The organism is Trichocoleus sp. DQ-A1, assembly GCF_039961955.1.
Lineage (GTDB): Bacteria > Cyanobacteriota > Cyanobacteriia > Cyanobacteriales > FACHB-T130 > FACHB-T130.
On record NZ_JAMPKE010000036.1, the window covers coordinates 23,274 to 37,962 of the forward strand.

Annotated in this window: 20 protein-coding genes and 1 pseudogene; 9 read left to right on the top strand and 12 right to left on the bottom strand. The window is 47.5% G+C overall.

The window, feature by feature from the left end; all coding sequences use genetic code 11:
* Positions 1–23: 23 nt before the first annotated feature.
* The gene (locus NDI33_RS23245; RefSeq protein ID WP_242032978.1) at positions 24–1,589 is read right to left on the bottom strand and encodes an adenylate/guanylate cyclase domain-containing protein; all 1,566 of its coding nucleotides are present in this window, start codon (positions 1,587–1,589) and stop codon (positions 24–26) included.
* 700 nt (positions 1,590–2,289) lie between these two features.
* Positions 2,290–2,877 (bottom strand): universal stress protein, encoded by a 588-nt coding sequence (locus tag NDI33_RS23250; RefSeq protein ID WP_242032979.1) that lies wholly within the window; start codon positions 2,875–2,877, stop codon positions 2,290–2,292.
* A 531-nt stretch (positions 2,878–3,408) separates the two neighbouring features.
* Between NDI33_RS23250 and NDI33_RS23255 the strand changes: the two genes are divergently transcribed.
* Entirely contained in the window at positions 3,409–3,633 is a 225-nt protein-coding gene (locus NDI33_RS23255) for a hypothetical protein (RefSeq protein WP_190414545.1), read from the top strand.
* Between the two features lie 97 nt (positions 3,634–3,730).
* Here the strand turns inward: NDI33_RS23255 and NDI33_RS23260 are convergent, their stop codons facing one another.
* Together NDI33_RS23260 and NDI33_RS23265 are read right to left on the bottom strand one after the other, a co-directional pair.
* Complete coding sequence (locus NDI33_RS23260; RefSeq protein WP_190672063.1) at positions 3,731–4,177, bottom strand: hypothetical protein; 447 nt, start codon at positions 4,175–4,177, stop codon at positions 3,731–3,733.
* Positions 4,174–4,347, bottom strand: coding sequence for a hypothetical protein (locus NDI33_RS23265; RefSeq protein ID WP_190414547.1), 174 nt, complete (start codon positions 4,345–4,347; stop codon positions 4,174–4,176). Before NDI33_RS23265 ends, NDI33_RS23260 begins: the two co-directional genes overlap by 4 nt.
* A gap of 227 nt (positions 4,348–4,574) precedes the next feature.
* On the opposite strand from NDI33_RS23265, the gene NDI33_RS23270 reads away from it, so the two are divergent.
* Complete coding sequence (locus tag NDI33_RS23270) at positions 4,575–5,069, top strand: peptidoglycan-binding protein (protein WP_190525405.1); 495 nt, start codon at positions 4,575–4,577, stop codon at positions 5,067–5,069.
* Between the two features lie 275 nt (positions 5,070–5,344).
* Positions 5,345–5,716, top strand: a complete 372-nt coding sequence (locus NDI33_RS23275; RefSeq protein ID WP_190672066.1) for a hypothetical protein — start codon at positions 5,345–5,347, stop codon at positions 5,714–5,716.
* On the opposite strand, the gene NDI33_RS23280 is transcribed toward NDI33_RS23275, so the two are convergent.
* The 4 genes from NDI33_RS23280 to NDI33_RS23295 form a co-directional block, all read right to left on the bottom strand.
* Positions 5,677–6,024: an antibiotic biosynthesis monooxygenase gene (locus NDI33_RS23280; protein WP_190414550.1), complete on the bottom strand. Its 348-nt coding sequence runs from the start codon at positions 6,022–6,024 to the stop codon at positions 5,677–5,679. The genes NDI33_RS23275 and NDI33_RS23280 overlap by 40 nt on opposite strands.
* 141 nt (positions 6,025–6,165) lie before the next feature.
* Entirely contained in the window at positions 6,166–6,906 is a 741-nt protein-coding gene (locus NDI33_RS23285) for a DUF2993 domain-containing protein (protein WP_190672069.1), read from the bottom strand.
* A 558-nt stretch (positions 6,907–7,464) separates the two neighbouring features.
* Positions 7,465–7,587, bottom strand: coding sequence for a hypothetical protein (locus NDI33_RS23290; protein WP_277877640.1), 123 nt, complete (start codon positions 7,585–7,587; stop codon positions 7,465–7,467).
* Positions 7,588–7,616: 29 nt separating this feature from the next.
* Positions 7,617–7,883: a hypothetical protein gene (locus tag NDI33_RS23295; RefSeq protein WP_190414553.1), complete on the bottom strand. Its 267-nt coding sequence runs from the start codon at positions 7,881–7,883 to the stop codon at positions 7,617–7,619.
* Positions 7,884–8,159: 276 nt separating this feature from the next.
* Between NDI33_RS23295 and NDI33_RS23300 the strand changes: the two genes are divergently transcribed.
* The 4 genes and pseudogenes from NDI33_RS23300 to NDI33_RS23315 form a co-directional block, all read left to right on the top strand.
* Positions 8,160–8,801 carry a hypothetical protein gene (locus tag NDI33_RS23300; RefSeq protein WP_190414554.1) on the top strand — a complete coding sequence of 214 codons (642 nt, stop codon included), beginning with the start codon at positions 8,160–8,162 and terminating at the stop codon, positions 8,799–8,801.
* A complete protein-coding gene (locus tag NDI33_RS23305) occupies positions 8,786–8,923 on the top strand; it encodes a hypothetical protein (RefSeq protein ID WP_190672072.1) in 138 nt (45 codons plus the stop codon). Before NDI33_RS23300 ends, NDI33_RS23305 begins: the two co-directional genes overlap by 16 nt.
* Positions 8,924–8,938: 15 nt before the next feature.
* Positions 8,939–9,790: a pentapeptide repeat-containing protein gene (locus tag NDI33_RS23310; RefSeq protein ID WP_190414555.1), complete on the top strand. Its 852-nt coding sequence runs from the start codon at positions 8,939–8,941 to the stop codon at positions 9,788–9,790.
* 99 nt (positions 9,791–9,889) lie between these two features.
* A pseudogene (locus NDI33_RS23315) lies at positions 9,890–10,270 on the top strand (SDR family oxidoreductase); the annotation flags it as partial.
* Between the two features lie 157 nt (positions 10,271–10,427).
* Here NDI33_RS23315 and NDI33_RS23320 read toward each other — a convergent pair.
* Positions 10,428–11,534, bottom strand: coding sequence for an alkene reductase (locus tag NDI33_RS23320; RefSeq protein WP_190672079.1), 1,107 nt, complete (start codon positions 11,532–11,534; stop codon positions 10,428–10,430).
* Between the two features lie 125 nt (positions 11,535–11,659).
* Positions 11,660–12,031 carry a thioredoxin gene (gene trxA / locus NDI33_RS23325; protein ID WP_190414557.1) on the bottom strand — a complete coding sequence of 124 codons (372 nt, stop codon included), beginning with the start codon at positions 12,029–12,031 and terminating at the stop codon, positions 11,660–11,662.
* A 397-nt stretch (positions 12,032–12,428) separates the two neighbouring features.
* On the opposite strand from trxA, the gene NDI33_RS23330 reads away from it, so the two are divergent.
* Entirely contained in the window at positions 12,429–12,791 is a 363-nt protein-coding gene (locus NDI33_RS23330; RefSeq protein ID WP_190434771.1) for a metalloregulator ArsR/SmtB family transcription factor, read from the top strand.
* Between the two features lie 49 nt (positions 12,792–12,840).
* Here NDI33_RS23330 and NDI33_RS23335 read toward each other — a convergent pair whose 3' ends face one another.
* Positions 12,841–13,386: a pentapeptide repeat-containing protein gene (locus NDI33_RS23335; protein WP_190414559.1), complete on the bottom strand. Its 546-nt coding sequence runs from the start codon at positions 13,384–13,386 to the stop codon at positions 12,841–12,843.
* Between the two features lie 50 nt (positions 13,387–13,436).
* Between NDI33_RS23335 and NDI33_RS23340 the strand changes: the two genes are divergently transcribed.
* A complete protein-coding gene (locus tag NDI33_RS23340) occupies positions 13,437–13,733 on the top strand; it encodes a hypothetical protein (protein WP_190672082.1) in 297 nt (98 codons plus the stop codon).
* Positions 13,734–13,986: 253 nt separating this feature from the next.
* On the opposite strand, the gene NDI33_RS23345 is transcribed toward NDI33_RS23340, so the two are convergent.
* Positions 13,987–14,664 (bottom strand): class I SAM-dependent methyltransferase, encoded by a 678-nt coding sequence (locus tag NDI33_RS23345; RefSeq protein WP_190414561.1) that lies wholly within the window; start codon positions 14,662–14,664, stop codon positions 13,987–13,989.
* Between the last annotated feature and the right edge of the window lie 25 nt (positions 14,665–14,689).

Consider the following 14,689-nt stretch of genomic DNA (forward strand, 5'->3'; position numbering starts at 1 on the left):
AGAATTGCCGCCATGAATACCGACTATTCCTTTAGGCAATACACAATAATCGGGTGGGGTTGCCCCTTTACCTGCTGGGGAGGCAATTCTTGAGTCGAAATCGTCGAGGGTAATTGCTTATGAGTCGCCGCACTCAGCAGCAACGGTGTTCCAAGTTCTTTGGTCAAAGATTCGATCCGCGAGGCGACGTTCACCGGATCTCCGATCGCAGTGTACTCCAATCGCTGGGGTGAGCCGATACTGCCTAACACCACAGATCCCGTATGAATGCCAATTCCCATTGCTAAAGGAGCTTGTCCCTGTTTTGCTAAGTCGCTATTAATAAATTGCAGGCTGAGGAGCATTTTTTGAGCCGCTGCAACAGCCTTGGCAGCATGATTGTGTGGGTCATCTCCGACGCCAAACAGCGCCATAAATCCATCCCCTAAGAATTTGTTTACCATCCCCCCATGTTCCTGCTCAACAATTTTTACCATTTCAGTCAGGAACAAGTTCAGCATCGCCACGACCTGCTGGGGAGAGGAAACTGCACTCCGGGCTGTAAAGTTGCGGATGTCAGCAAACACAATTGTTAATTCCTGCTCGACCCCGCCTAAGCTGGGATCGCGCTGGAGAATCTGTTGAGCGGCTGTTTGACCGACATGACGACCAAAGGTTTCTTGCAAGCGTTGTTTGTCTCGCAACTCCTCAATCATGTCGTTAAAATCATCAATTAAGGGGCCAAATTCGTCAGCTCGCAGCAATTTGATGTGAATGTTAAGGTTCCCGGCTGCCACAGCGCGAGCCGCTTGCTGTAGCATTTCTACGGGTTCAACGACTAATTGACCGACCATCCAAGCACTGCTAAACCCGAAGACCATACCCAACACCCCGACGGATATGGTAAACCAGGGGTCGGGCGTGGCGGATGAACGATAAGTCAAGCTTAAAAGTAATAGCGAAGCGATCGGGCATACCCCAGCCGATATTGCCCACACGAGTCCTCGTTGCCGCAGCGAGAGGGGGAAAGCCCCCGGTGTTTCCGCCGGGTGAGCTTCTTGAAACAGCAACGGGTACAACAGTCGCTGGGTAAACAGCTCAACGATAAAAAAACCTTGAGGAACCGCAATCAGCGCTGCAACAATCACCGAAATCGACAGGTGCAAGAATACGCGCCGGTCGAGCGTTCCCGGAGCATAATGCAGGGGGAGTAGAAATGCGGGAATGCACAACAGCCAACCGATTCCAGCTATAAGCATTCCCCACCACGGCAGATTAATCGCTCGTTGTCTGGCTTTAATCAGATGCTCGGCTCTCAAGGTTTGCTGGTGTAGGATCTGTTGTAAAGGTCGCTGTAGCGACAGCACGAGCTGCACCCAGAGGAACAGAGCGACTGGGTAGACGACAACGTTGTAAATCAACAGAGTATTGACAAAGACTCTATTCTGCGCGGGAGTCAGCAGCAATTGAATCTGGGTCAGGTTGTACCAGATATTAAATGCACTGCCAATCAACTCGGCAGCGAGTGGCGCACAGGCGATCATCCCTAGACGATAAAGAATGAGCCAGTTTAATTGACTCCTATCAACCAATCCATAACGGGATGCCATGTCCGCCTCCTTGATTTGGCATGGTTTTACACAGAAGCGATCGCTTCCCGGCTTCTGGTTTTACCAATTCCTACGGCAGTGTGTCTTACTCATCATTGTGCGAAAAAGATAAGTATTTCAGTGATTTCTTACCACTATGCTTTACAAATTGAGCTGTTTCCGGGGCATTTTCAGATGAACTGACAAACTCAGCCAATTTTTTAGTCGGGGAGGAATTATTACCCAATGCCTCGCCGCTACGAGATGCCAAGATGAATCCAGATGCATTGCCATGTCCCAATGGCAATGCCGTGTCCCTACGCTCATTGGGATGAATCGCAATTTCACAAAAAAGCCTTCTATAAAGAAGGCAGAATCTCACTGATGAGTAAGCAGTTCTTGAGTGGTAGATAGATTTATGTATAGCGATTGTTCAAGGTGGGTTTCCAGTCGCTTTTTTGAGCGAACCTTATTTGAGGTAGCTCAAATGAGTGACATTCACTTGCGCGATCGCTTAGTAAAAAAAATGCCCTCTCATCTCTTCCGCTGAAAGGGCATCGTCTAACTGATGGGTGTGAGAAGGGTTTTCACCATGCTTCTTAAAAACAAGCATAAGTCGGCAATGTGACAGGGGTATGACAAGTAAATAGCAATGCTGCGATCGCTGTTGCTCGTCTTGCCCTCGTTCCTCTAAAACAACCAAACCGTGTTATTTACAAACTCAACGATGGACAACCAGAACCGAGCAGGGGGCATGATGGAGGACGTAATTGCTGACGCTACCGAGAACTAACTCACCAATTGCAGAACGACCCCGACGCCCCATTACGATGAGATCGGCACCCCAAGTTTGGGCTAAGTCACAGATGTTTTCACCCCGACTGCCAAGGCTTTGGGTGAATTCGGTACTAATTCCTGCCTTCGTTGCTTCATCTGCACGCGATCGCAGTAGCGCCAAGTATTGACTTTCAAATGCATCCCACTGCTGTCGATAGTCGCTTGGGACATCATCGCGTCGCCAAGGATAGTAATCCAGACCGGGCATCCCTGGAATCCCCGGACTGCCCTCTTCATTCGCAGATAGGACGTGCAATAGCATCAGACTGGCATGGAACGCTTTCGCTAAGGATACGGCTTCATCAAAGACTTGCTTGCCGATTTCAGAGCTATCCATTGCCACGAGAATTTTGTAAAACATACACACCAGTCCCAACCTGTTTTTGTTGCCAGAATGCAGCACTGCTTGACCAGCGAAGCCTGGATGTTTAGCTCTCCTTGCGGTTTGGGCTATGACTACCAGTTCCTCCATTATCAGAGGTGCAGATGATACTCTTCGACCAAATTAGTCGAGACTGGGCAGGAATGCCAAAGAGCAACTGGTCTAGCGCTTTACTTGTCTGGTAGCCGAGGACTAGCTTTCCCAACCCGGGTATCGTTGCCAATCCCAGTCGCGATCGCTATCCATAAAAAAATGCCCTCTCATTCCTTCTGCTGAGAGGACATCGTTCTTTAACTGATGGATATGTCAGAAGCAATTACCCTATGCCTACATAAAGTTTACTCATGCAAATGTGACATCAGGGTGACAACTACATAGCAATGCTGCGATCGCCAATTACCTACCGTGAAGATTGTTTAATTTGATACCGTTTTTCCCCGGAAAAGCTTGTGAAATCAGCGTCCCGCAACGATCCTCTACCTTTCCTTTAGTTGATCCCAGCCCCACTGGTAGGGTTAAACACACTTTACTAGAATTAGCAACACTAGCAGTAGTGGAGTGAAGGGGCTACACTCAAACTAGCATTGCTCGTGGCAGCACTCTTCGCGCCGAGGTCTGAAAATGGTGAACACTAGCGCGGTCGCTCTCAAACCCTGCATCTCACCCAAACTGGTTGAGCAGTTTCCGGTTGGGTGTCGAGTCAGGCGCTTGGACTTTTGTACGGAAGGAGTCGTGGTGAAATACGAGGCGGGCGATCGCATAGGCTACACAACCGATGATGGCTGGTATGATTTTCCTCATCATTCCCAGCTCCAACGGATTGATGCGGATGAGGTGGATTGGTAAATAGCACAGACTTGTCAGGGGTAGGCGAACGCCTCGCTTTGAAGACACGCGATCGCGTCTACCCAAAAGAGTCGCTCATAGCGTTTTTGCCGCCACTTTAATGGCTGAGAAATTGCTGGATGTAGCTAGCCAAACTTTGTTGTAATTGCCAGTCAGTGCTAGGAATCGGAGTTAAATAAAATCGCTGTCCTGATAAAAGCATCAGAGTAAGCCGGTAAAAGCGAATTCCTCCTAAGTTAGATTCTTCTACTTGAACCCCCGTAATCTTGTCAATTGAATAACCCGTTACTTGAGTTCCCAGCCAACCTTTTTGTTTGAGAATTACTCGATTGAGATGTTTATCAAACCGGCAAGTCTTCACCGGGCTTCCAAACATCATCAAGTTAGCGCAAAAAATGCAGAACAATCCAAAAAAATCAATCGGCCAATTGGAAGAGATAAAAACGAGAAGCCCTAAAACAGCGGTAAAACTACTCAGTATCCAAATGCCAACTGGGCGTTCTCGCAGGGTGAGTAATGTAAAAGTTTGCTGAATTACCTTCATCGGTTTAGCTGTGGATGCGATCGCACCTCAAGAGCAGATTTGCTCTTGCTACTGTCATAGGTCACGCCTGACAAGAATAACCAAAACTGCTGCCACGAATCATAAAAAGCAAAAATCCCACTTCCCAACTCGACGCAAGTCGATGTCTTGACGCGCCATAAACCCATCATAAGACTGCCAACTTAAGTTGGGACAAACCTTCTCGACCAAGCTGTCTCTGGTTCCTGGGAGCGAATCAAGAAGCCACTCAGTAGTTTTTATCGCCTCCTGCTAATGGGTGATCAACAAGCGGGATATTGAAATATCCAGTTGCATGAACTGAGCGTGCGAGGTGGAAGGGAGAACGCTTTGGTTAGTTTGGAATAGTCAAACACAGGAATTCCAAGAGACTTAAGCCATGCTTGCTAAAGAATCAACTCAAATATCAGTCAAACCAGCTCAACTCAATAAGCCCGTACTGCAAATAGGGAACTCTGGAGCCGCAGTAAAAGAATTACAACAACTATTAACTAAAAGGTTTGCTTATAACGGAGCTATCAACGGAAACTTTAATGAAGAAGTCGAATTTGCCGTTCTTGTTTTTCAAAATTGGATGTTTCTCAAAGAAGATGGCGTCGTGGGTCAAATGACCTGGCAGGCTCTCTACACCGGCGCTCCCGTAAATATGCCAGTGCTGAAACGAGGCGCTAAAGGTGAGATAGTCATCACGCTTCAGAGTGTACTGTCTTTATCTGGTGATTTTGATGAAGAAGTGAATGGAATCTTCGGACCCCACACTGAAGCTGCTGTGAGATCGTTTCAACTGCGTAGTGGTCTATTAGCAGACGGAATTGTGGGCGAAAAAACCTGGTACGGGTTGAGTAAGGTGCGTCAACAAATCGGGGGGTGTTGAGCCGGTTGCGTGGATACGCTTTTCAATACTTGCACGTTTCAAGCGATCGCTAGCCGTAGATTTTGACCTGGCGACGCCACCCGCTGAATTCTACCAAACCGCTCTCCTGCTTGCGAATGTGATGCACCTCACACTCACCATCCGAGGTGCATCACGAGGGGTTCCAAAGTTCTGTCACCTAAATCTTTTTAAACAATCACTTTTGCTTGCGGGTTGAATCACGATTCGCCATAGTATTTTCACCGATATTTAGGGCATTAAGTTCCCGTGCTCTAATGATGATCCCACCGAGTCAACCCCAACCCTCAGTAACATCCAACGTCCTTGATACTGACGTTAAAGAAGTTCCCAGCCAATATAAAGGCTGGTCAATTAGCACAAAAGTGATTGATGGAAAGCTATGGTTGCGTTGGCAACATCCCCAAGAATCCTTCCCCCGGTTTGGGTGTCCTGTAAACGAAGCTGGCCTTGCTTCAACCATTGGTCATGTGCGATTCCTCATCGATCTCGCCATCAAGTTGGAGTCAGGAGTGCCCGCGAGAAAGCCTTTGACATCAAATGACTCAAATGTCTCCGACCGGATAGAGCGATCGCTTTTTCGGGTTGATTATATGGATGGAGATTCACCACTTGCATTTGTAGGCTGAATTTCACTGACGATTTCATAGAAAGCAGTGGTCGGCGCTTCCTCAAACAAAGGATTCATCTGATTTAAGATGGCTTGGTATGCCTCGCTTTGATTGGCTTGCATATCTTCGACACTCTCCCAAAGAATAATAGCGATTCCTCGGTCAGTCCCCGGTTCTTGCAGTAAGTACGACCCCTTAAAGCCGTGCGTGTAGGTTGAGACAGCTTTTTCATAGAGTTGCTCAGCCTCATCAAATTTGCCAGGTTTGAATTCTCCAATCGCAACATAGGCAAATTTGTGCTTTAAAAAATCTTGAAACTCTGTCATGGTTTCCTCCTAGAAGCTGGGGTTATCGCGGTTTTGTCGGGGCTAAGCCTACGGTACGCTAATGGGTTGAAGGGAGAACCGCTTGATGGATGCGATCTGCTGAAAGCAGCAGCGCTTCGCTATCGCGCCCTTCATCCTCGATCATTGATCGGGAATTTGCTTGATGTAGGCTTCGGTATAAAGGGTTAAACTACCCTCTTTTACATCCATCTCCTTAATGCGGATTGCCATCCCCTGGAGGTCAAAATAGGGCAAGTTTGCCAGTTCTCCTAACTTCTCCATCAAGGCGATGGTGAGTTCCAGTGAAATGCCTTGTCCAGGATTACAGCTAAACCCCTCCAACAAGATTGGCGTTGAAGAAGTGCGCGGACGCACTACGGCGGCGAAACCGACTTGTCGAGCCTTATCCACGTCATGCAGTAGCATTTTTCCACTGAATTCCATCTTGCCCTCACCCGGCAGATGCATTTCCAGTTCTTGCGGTTCCAAGGTCACGAGTTGACCATCTGCATTCAACTCCATGCTTTGAAACTTGCTACGGATGTAGTCTGAGTTTAAAGCGCGGTTGATATCTTTTTCGGTGAGGACAACACGGGCAGTCGCGTCTAGCGGATGGTTCAGCTTAATCTGCCCGAAAATCGCGTCAAATAGATTGATCGCAATATTATCGGCGTGCAATTCCATTTCCTGCACGCGAATATCTTTCTGAATCGCCAGACCCCGACCTTCAACCGAAACTGAATTAGCCTTTCCTTGAGCCATCTTCAGCAAATCGGTTCGGACATCTACATTGATGTTCTCTACGCTATCCATCTGGCTAGATAACCCCATTTCGACAGCCTGGGAGAGGGCCTGCTCCTCTAGGCGTGGCTCGTCTGTCATAGTGCTTAATCTCAAGAAGTGTGCTGATACTGGTTACTCTAGACGCTCATCACTCAGCAGCGTATCTGCATCTCGGAATAAACAAAATGTAATAAATCATCTAGTCCAATATTTTTTGGCTCTGACAAACCTAACCCCCAACCCGTTCCCATGCAGGGAACGGGAGCCAGAGCCATTTTCACAGTTCCTCTGGGGATTGGAGAGGGTTTGGGAAGAGGTAAAACGCTCCATCCATTCCCGATCTCAAAGTATTGCCTACCTGCTTATCAGTCTAAATGTGTCGTTTCTGGAGACAAGATAAGCTATGAATCTGGGCTGTAGTTCGTTGTTGAAGGATTTTGACAGATATGAAAAAGCGCCTGGGAGTCTTGCCGTGTTTCGACCCCAGACGCTTTTTCTTCTAAACTTGCTCCTCACACAACTAAAGAATATCGCTTGTTCAATCGAGCTAATACTCTACTACGTGACACTTGATCAACTGACACGCGCTAGATAAAAATCTTTACATTATGGTTGATGAGCGCCCAGACGGAGGAAAATCGCTCGGCGGCTACAATATTAAGCTGGTCTCTGGGCGATCGCTCTTTTGTAACGTGACACACCCAACACATTCCAGGTTTCCGAAGCGTCGGTCATCTTTACAATCCCCGATCGGGATTCATCCAGAACAACCCACGCCATCCCTGAGTATCAGACCCGATTTAGGAATTTTAGGTGTATTCAATTTGAAGGAAAACCGCGAGAACTCCGAGAATTGCCACCCCAACAATGGTTTCCCGTTGCTCATCCCAAAGACGGCGCAAGCCATAAAAAACATAGGTAAACGCTGCACGGCGTTCTCGTCCGAGTTCAGCCATCAGCAATTGAACTTTAGCATCTACCTCTTCAATCGAGACTTCGCCCTTTTCATAGGCAGCTTCTAACTGATCTAATTTGCGCCAATATTCTTTGGTTGCTTCAAACAGGTTAGGCATCATAACTTAAAGGTGTATTCTTTTATTGTTAACTTATGTGAATTAAGCTAACGCGCCTGTCTGGGTGGTTGTGTCTATAAAGGGGTAGAACCCGATTGTCTATAAATAGGTAGAACCCTGGTTGCGTGAGTCTTCAAATCCCTAAAGGGGAGAGTCCTTCGGCGGGAAGCGATCGCTTCTCTTATTGGCTGACCAGATGCAGCTTCTGGCGATCTGAGATCGCGGTAAACTCAGATGTTGCACCCGATTCCTTTTTTCTAACTTCCGGAGTTAATTACCTTGGGCATAGAACTACGCAGTTACGTATTTCTAGACAGCTTGCAGCCTCAGCACGCAGCTTACATGGGGACGGTAGCACTAGGGTTCTTGCCATTGCCAGGAGATACGTCGCTGTGGATTGAAATCTCACCGGGCATTGAAATTAACCGGATTACTGATGTTGCCCTCAAAGCTGCCTCTGTACGTCCAGGGGTGCAGGTGGTCGAACGACTATACGGGCTACTAGAAGTGCATTCCAGCCGCCAAGGGGAGACGCGGGCGGCTGGTAAAGCCATTTTGGAGGCGCTGGGAGTGCATCGAAATGAATGTCTCAAGCCGCACGTCGTTTCTAGCCAGATTATCCGCAACATTGATGCTCACCAAACGCAGCTGATCAATCGCACGCGACGAGGACAGCTACTTCTGGCAGGACAAACGCTTTATGTATTAGAAGTTCAACCTGCCGCTTATGCAGCACTGGCGGCGAATGCGGCGGAGAAAGCGGCGGCAATTAACATCTTGGAAGTGCAAGCTGTGGGAAGCTTCGGACGCCTCTATTTGGGCGGAGCAGAACAGGATATTCTGGCGGGTTCTGCGGCGGCGTTGGTGGCGCTAGAAGGCGTGCCTGGTCGTGAAAATCCTGCTAGTTGGCGTCAAGAATAGCGAAGGATGGGGATGACGAGGGAGAGAAGGGGAATGAGATCGCTCTTTACAAATGGGCGATCGCTTGCTTTCAAAGAAAGCCACTTCAGATTAAAGTCAATGCGTTAGCACTGGTGGGTTAAGCAAAGGAAATCTAAATGGCAAATCTAGAGCATCTTGCACTACTTCAGAACGGTGCAGTGAAATGGATTGAGTGGAGAAGAAAAAACCGACAAATAGAACCTGATTTGAGCGAAGCCAACCTCAGAGGGGTCAACCTCAGAGGCGCAATCCTCACAGGCGCTAACCTGAGAAGGGCGGATCTGGGCAATAGTTTACTCATCGCCGCTAACCTCAGCCATGCTACCCTCAGCGATGCAAATCTCCACTCCGCTTCCCTAATGGAGGCAAACCTGAGTGAAGCGAACCTCAGCATTGCGAACCTCAGCAAAGCCAACCTCAGCGATGCCGATCTGGGCGATGCGAACCTGATCGGGGCTGACCTCAGAGGAGCTAACCTAAGAAGAGCGAATCTAACTAACGCGAACCTGATCGGCACCGATCTCAGAAGCGCTAATCTTCACAAAGCCGATCTCGGTGCAGCAAAGCTGGCTAGAACGAACCTCAGCGAAGCTAACTTGATGGCAGCGAACCTAATAGCCGTCGATCTCAGTAATGCTAATCTTTACGACGCTGAACTACTAGGAGCTTACCTTTACAAAGCTGACCTACACAAAGCAAACTTAATCGAGGCTCACTTCAATGGTGCTTATCTCTTTAGGTCTAACTTGAGCGAAGCGAACCTGACTCAGGCTGATTTCAGATGGACTAACCTCAGCAAATCGAACCTCTCCGGCGCTAATTTGAACAAAGCGAACTTGAGGGGTGCTAATCTCACCGGCGCTAACCTCACTGCGGCGAATCTTACCGGCGCTAACCTCACCGGCGTTAACCTGACGCGGACGATACTCCAAAAAGCAATCATGCCTGATGGCACAATTCACCCTTAGCTGGCAATTAAATTTTGGGTTGTAGAAATGCGATTCATGGCTTCTTCCCGCCAGACCCTTCAAAAATCCCAAATCTAAAATCCTAAATTAGTCTAACTCATGAAAAAACTGATTGTAATTACAGGGGTAAGTCGGGGTCTCGGTCTTGCTATGACTGAAAAAATTATTGAGCAAGGTCATACAGTTTGTGGGTGCGCCCGTTCCACAGAAGCAACACAGAAACTTGAGCGAAAATTTGGAACGCCCCATCATTTTTCCAGCGTAGATGTTGCGGATGAATATCAAGTAAAAACCTGGGCTGAGCAACTTTTAAATAACTACTCATCCCCTGATTTATTAATTAATAATGCCGCATTAATCAATCAACCCGCCCCGCTTTGGAAAGTTGATAGCGCGGAATTCTCTCGACTTATTGATGTCAATATTAAAGGAGTCGCTAATGTAATTCGTTCCTTTGTTCCAGCCATAATTCAAAAGAACAGTTGCAATATACACGAAGGAACCTCACCCCAAACCCCTCTCCGTGAACGGAGAGGGGCATTGAGTATGGCTCTTATTCCTGCATAGAGAAGCGGCTGTTCTTGTTAGGTCTGGGAGCGCTTTGATGAGCAAAACACGTCAGAGAAAATAAATTAACTCAAGCCGCTTGTAGTTCAAGGCTTGGATAGTCGATATATCCCTTCTCATCGCCACCGTAAAAAGTGGAGCGATCGGGCTTATTTAGGGAAGCATTGAGTGCAAAACGTTCTGGCAAATCTGGATTGGCAATATACATCCTTCCATAAGCCACCAAATCTGCATTGCCAGAAGCCAAAACAGCATTCCCTAAGTCACGGTCATAGCCTCCTGCTGCAATTAAAGTCCCTTTGAAAATAGGACGGAAGTATTCGGTAAACAAGCCTCCGGTAGTGTTGTCGAGGGTAGTATTGCCATCGGTTCTCGGTTCTACAATGTGGAGATAAGCGAGGTTGAAACGGTTGAGTGAATCAGCTACATAACTGAACAAAGCAGATGGATTGGAGTCGGACATACTGTTGAAAGTGCCGCTTGGGGAGAGGCGAATTCCTACCCGTTGTCCACCCCAAACACTGACGACTGCTTCAGTCACTTCCATCAAAAGTCGGGCGCGGTTCTCAATTGAACCGCCATATTGGTCGGTGCGTTTGTTCGTCCCATCCTCAAGAAACTGGTCAAGGAGATAACCGTTGGCACTATGAATTTCAACCCCGTCAAATCCAGCAGCTAAGGCATTTTCTGCCCCTTTGCGGTATTGTTCGACGATTCCTGGAATTTCTTCTGTTTCTAAGGCGCGAGGCGTGACGAAGGGTTTTGGCCCTTCAAGAGTGATTGCTTCACCTTCTGGTGCGATCGCGCTGGGCGCTACTGGCAGTTCTCCTCCTGGTTGCAGTAAGGGGTGAGAAATCCGCCCAACGTGCCACAACTGTAAGAAAATCCGCCCCCCACGAGCATGAACTGCATCTGTCACCAGTTGCCATCCTGCTACCTGTTCTGCTGAGTGAATGCCTGGGGTATTCGCATATCCCTGTCCTTGAGGCGATACTTGAGTGGCTTCTGCGATAATTAACCCCGCTGATGCCCGTTGTGCATAATAAGTCGCATTCATCGCTCTAGGAACATTTCCCGCTCCCGCACGCATCCGGGTTAAGGGAGCCATCACGATTCGATTGGGAAGTTCTAAAGAACCCAGCTGAACAGTTGAGAAAAGATTGATATTCTCGCTCATTGACTTAATCTCCATTGGAATGACATTACAGTTTTGATTGCACAACGCAGACATCAGGAACTCTAGCTAGCTAGTGTATGAGCAGTGCGGATAAGAGTTACCCGCACCGCCAACAAACTAGATAGTTAGTTAATCGCTACTGGCTTTGTGGTTAAGTTGTTCTGTGGAAGTAAAGCTTGAAGCTTGTCAGACAGCACTTCCAAAGGAGCTACGCCAGTGGTTCGATCCACCACCACACCATCTTTGAAGAACAGCAGCGTTGGCACGGCTTGGATGTTGTATTGTGTAGCGATGTGTCCATAGGCGTCAATATTCAGCTTGCCAACCTTAGCAATTCCTTCAAAATTGGCAGCTAATTCTGCAACTAATGGGTTGAGCATCCGGCAAGGACCACACCAAGCCGCCCAGAAATCTACCACAACTGGAACTGAACTTGCGAGGACTTCGGTTTCAAAGTTGTCTTCGGTCAAGGTGACATATTTCGCGTTGTCTGACATGGTTTCCAGCCTCCTTCAGGCTGTAGATCAAGGTGAGGAGAGTATCAGCAGCTGTTGCAGAAAGCGCATCGCATCATTTCATGCGATCGCATCCACTCAACTCGCTGCTAAAAGTTACCAATCTGGTTTCAATCCCCTAAAGGGTTTAGTAGTTAAACAACCATTTGACTAAATACTAGAACAATCTTTCCCCAATAGTCAAGTGGTTGTTTAACTATTTCAATACTGAACGCCAAGACGTAAAATAGAAGTAAGACGGTGAGTTTTCGCCAACGGCATACATCTACGTCAGACACGCCTATACCGTCGTTCAACCTTCTTTTAGCGTTGACATCAGGAGTAATGCAGAGTCTTGTTGGGGCTTTCTCGTGGCTTCTTTTAGTAACCCCTACTTCCCATGATCGATAACAACCATAGCGTTCAACTGCCCTCTGCGTCTCAAGCTGCCGTTCAAGACATAGAACTTCGGGCTAAAATCTTTGCAGCTCTCTCCGATCCAACACGTTTGAGGATTGTGGAGATGTTAGCTTCTTGCGAGGAAATGAGTGGCAGCGAAATAGCCAATTATTTAGGGATTAGTTTAGCTCTCTTCTGTCACCACTCCAAGACACTGGCGGAAGCGGGGTTAATCCAGATCCGAAAAGAAGGTCAAACCAAGTACAACTCGCTGAAACGGGAGTTACTGTTTGATTGCTTTGCCAGTTTTACACCTAAACAGCTAGAAACAACCACAGTTGAAAATAATTTTAGATCCAACTAACCGCTGTATGTTGATGATTTTGCAAGGAATATAGGTTTTCCTTGCGTACTTAAGCGTAGTCGTGAACTTTTCCGTCAGGCATTCTGGCTTCAGTTAAGACAGCTTCACTGAGGTTGGTTTCAATTAAACTTGCTTGCGTTAAATTTGCCCTGAGTAAAATAGCTTTACTTAGGTTTGTTCCTAGTAAAATTGCCCCAGTAAGGATGGCACCCATTAGCTTGGCTTTAGATAAGTTGGCGTATCTCAGGTTTGTTTGGTTCAGGTTTGCCTCACCTAACACGGCTTCTTCCAAATTTGCCCCTTTCAAATTTGCTCTGGTTAGATTTGCTCCCCGAAGATTTACCTTACTTAAATTCGCTGCCCCCAAGTTAGCTTCAGTGAGGTCTGCTTGACGTAAGTTTGCCCCTGTTAAGTCTGCTTCGCTGAAATTGACTCCGCGCAAATCTGACCCTCTCAAGTTCGCCAAACATAGATTCGCTTTGCTAAAATTTGCTTCATTTAAGCAGACAAAAGCTAATTTTGCCTTATATAAATCTGCTTTTCTAAAGTTCCTTTTTCCGGCTGTATATAGCTGTACAATGTTTTTGAAATTCATCGTGAATACCTCCTATTTTCTTATAACCAAGACTCGCCAAAGGCGGGATAATGCGTCAACCCACCGTCAAAAAACCGAGTTTGGCTTGTGATGTAAGTAGCTTCGTCAGATGCCAAAAATGCCACCGATGCTGCCATTTATTCCGGCGGACTTGCCCGAAACCTTGGGATATAAACTTTCTACCTCAGCCTTTGCTTCTAAGTCATGTAGATGCGCGTAACTGTGGCACCCAGCCCCATAGCATTGACCCCAATACCTTTAGTATTTCGGCGCGATCGCATAAAATTTTCTATGCCGCCTTTCTGGCAGGAAAACCAACCTATTCTGGCTTAAGGATAATTTCGTGAACGCTGGAAATGGTGAGAATAACAGCACTCCTATTCTGTTTTAGAAAGTGTTTAATCGCTTAGGGGCGCTTATCGGTGCGCCCCTAAATAAGCGCCCCTAAGATTAATTTTTTGGAATTCGCCAACAGCATCTTAAAAGGGAGAAGTTAGCCTCCCTTTTAAGATGCTGTTAGGGGAGCTGTTGCAGATTATTGGTGAAATAGTATCAGCAAGATTAGTTCGGCTGGATGGAACTTGCAACAGGATATCCCGGTTATTTCAAATTATCCGGGACAGTTTCAGGCACAACCCAGGAGTAAATAGTATGCTGGCGACCGGGGCTACTTTCTACCTGCACTACTTTCTCAGGTTTCCATTCACCCATGTCGTAGTTGTGCGAAACAATGCGAGTGCCTGGTTTAAGTTCCTTGAGTAGCTTCGGTCGCAGCCGCAAGTTCACCTCAGGAAGCAAGTAAAGTGTCACCACCGTGGCATCGCTGAGGTCAGTGGCAAATAGGTCTTGTTGTAAAAACCGCACGCGATCGCTTACACCGGCTTTTTGGGCATTTTCTCGACTTTCCTGAACCAGCTGCGGATTAATATCTACACCAGTGCCGCGAGTGCCGAATTGTTTTGCAGCGGTAATCACGATTCGTCCATCGCCACTACCGAGGTCGTAGAGTACATCGTTCCCTTTTACCTGCCCCTGTTTAAGCATTTCGGCGACGACGACTTCGGGCGTTGGCACAAAGGGCACATCCGCTGGCTGTTGTTGGGTTTGAACGTCGGTTGCGGGTGCTTCGGCTTGAATATTCGGTGCGGCGGGCGCTTGGGTTTGAGCATCAGATTGAGCTTGTGCATCGAACTGGCGTTGTTGGGTGCAGCCTGCGAACAAGAAGCTACCCGCACTCAAACTAGCAACCAGCAACAGCTTAATTTGTTGTAATTGCATTGCATCTTCTCCTTTTGAGTTGTTA

Bases quoted from the DNA above. Each gene is read 5' to 3' on its own strand.
- NDI33_RS23245 (WP_242032978.1), bottom strand. From the start codon at position 1,589: ATGGCATCCCGTTATGGATTGGTTGATAGGAGTCAATTAAACTGGCTC.
- NDI33_RS23250 (WP_242032979.1), bottom strand. From the start codon at position 2,877: ATGGAGGAACTGGTAGTCATAGCCCAAACCGCAAGGAGAGCTAAACAT.
- NDI33_RS23255 (WP_190414545.1), top strand. From the start codon at position 3,409: ATGGTGAACACTAGCGCGGTCGCTCTCAAACCCTGCATCTCACCCAAA.
- NDI33_RS23260 (WP_190672063.1), bottom strand. From the start codon at position 4,177: ATGAAGGTAATTCAGCAAACTTTTACATTACTCACCCTGCGAGAACGC.
- NDI33_RS23265 (WP_190414547.1), bottom strand. From the start codon at position 4,347: ATGATGGGTTTATGGCGCGTCAAGACATCGACTTGCGTCGAGTTGGGA.
- NDI33_RS23270 (WP_190525405.1), top strand. From the start codon at position 4,575: ATGCTTGCTAAAGAATCAACTCAAATATCAGTCAAACCAGCTCAACTC.
- NDI33_RS23275 (WP_190672066.1), top strand. From the start codon at position 5,345: ATGATGATCCCACCGAGTCAACCCCAACCCTCAGTAACATCCAACGTC.
- NDI33_RS23280 (WP_190414550.1), bottom strand. From the start codon at position 6,024: ATGACAGAGTTTCAAGATTTTTTAAAGCACAAATTTGCCTATGTTGCG.
- NDI33_RS23285 (WP_190672069.1), bottom strand. From the start codon at position 6,906: ATGACAGACGAGCCACGCCTAGAGGAGCAGGCCCTCTCCCAGGCTGTC.
- NDI33_RS23290 (WP_277877640.1), bottom strand. From the start codon at position 7,587: ATGGCGTGGGTTGTTCTGGATGAATCCCGATCGGGGATTGTAAAGATG.
- NDI33_RS23295 (WP_190414553.1), bottom strand. From the start codon at position 7,883: ATGATGCCTAACCTGTTTGAAGCAACCAAAGAATATTGGCGCAAATTA.
- NDI33_RS23310 (WP_190414555.1), top strand. From the start codon at position 8,939: ATGGCAAATCTAGAGCATCTTGCACTACTTCAGAACGGTGCAGTGAAA.
- NDI33_RS23320 (WP_190672079.1), bottom strand. From the start codon at position 11,534: ATGAGCGAGAATATCAATCTTTTCTCAACTGTTCAGCTGGGTTCTTTA.
- trxA (WP_190414557.1), bottom strand. From the start codon at position 12,031: ATGTCAGACAACGCGAAATATGTCACCTTGACCGAAGACAACTTTGAA.
- NDI33_RS23330 (WP_190434771.1), top strand. From the start codon at position 12,429: ATGATCGATAACAACCATAGCGTTCAACTGCCCTCTGCGTCTCAAGCT.
- NDI33_RS23335 (WP_190414559.1), bottom strand. From the start codon at position 13,386: ATGAATTTCAAAAACATTGTACAGCTATATACAGCCGGAAAAAGGAAC.
- NDI33_RS23340 (WP_190672082.1), top strand. From the start codon at position 13,437: ATGCGTCAACCCACCGTCAAAAAACCGAGTTTGGCTTGTGATGTAAGT.
- NDI33_RS23345 (WP_190414561.1), bottom strand. From the start codon at position 14,664: ATGCAATTACAACAAATTAAGCTGTTGCTGGTTGCTAGTTTGAGTGCG.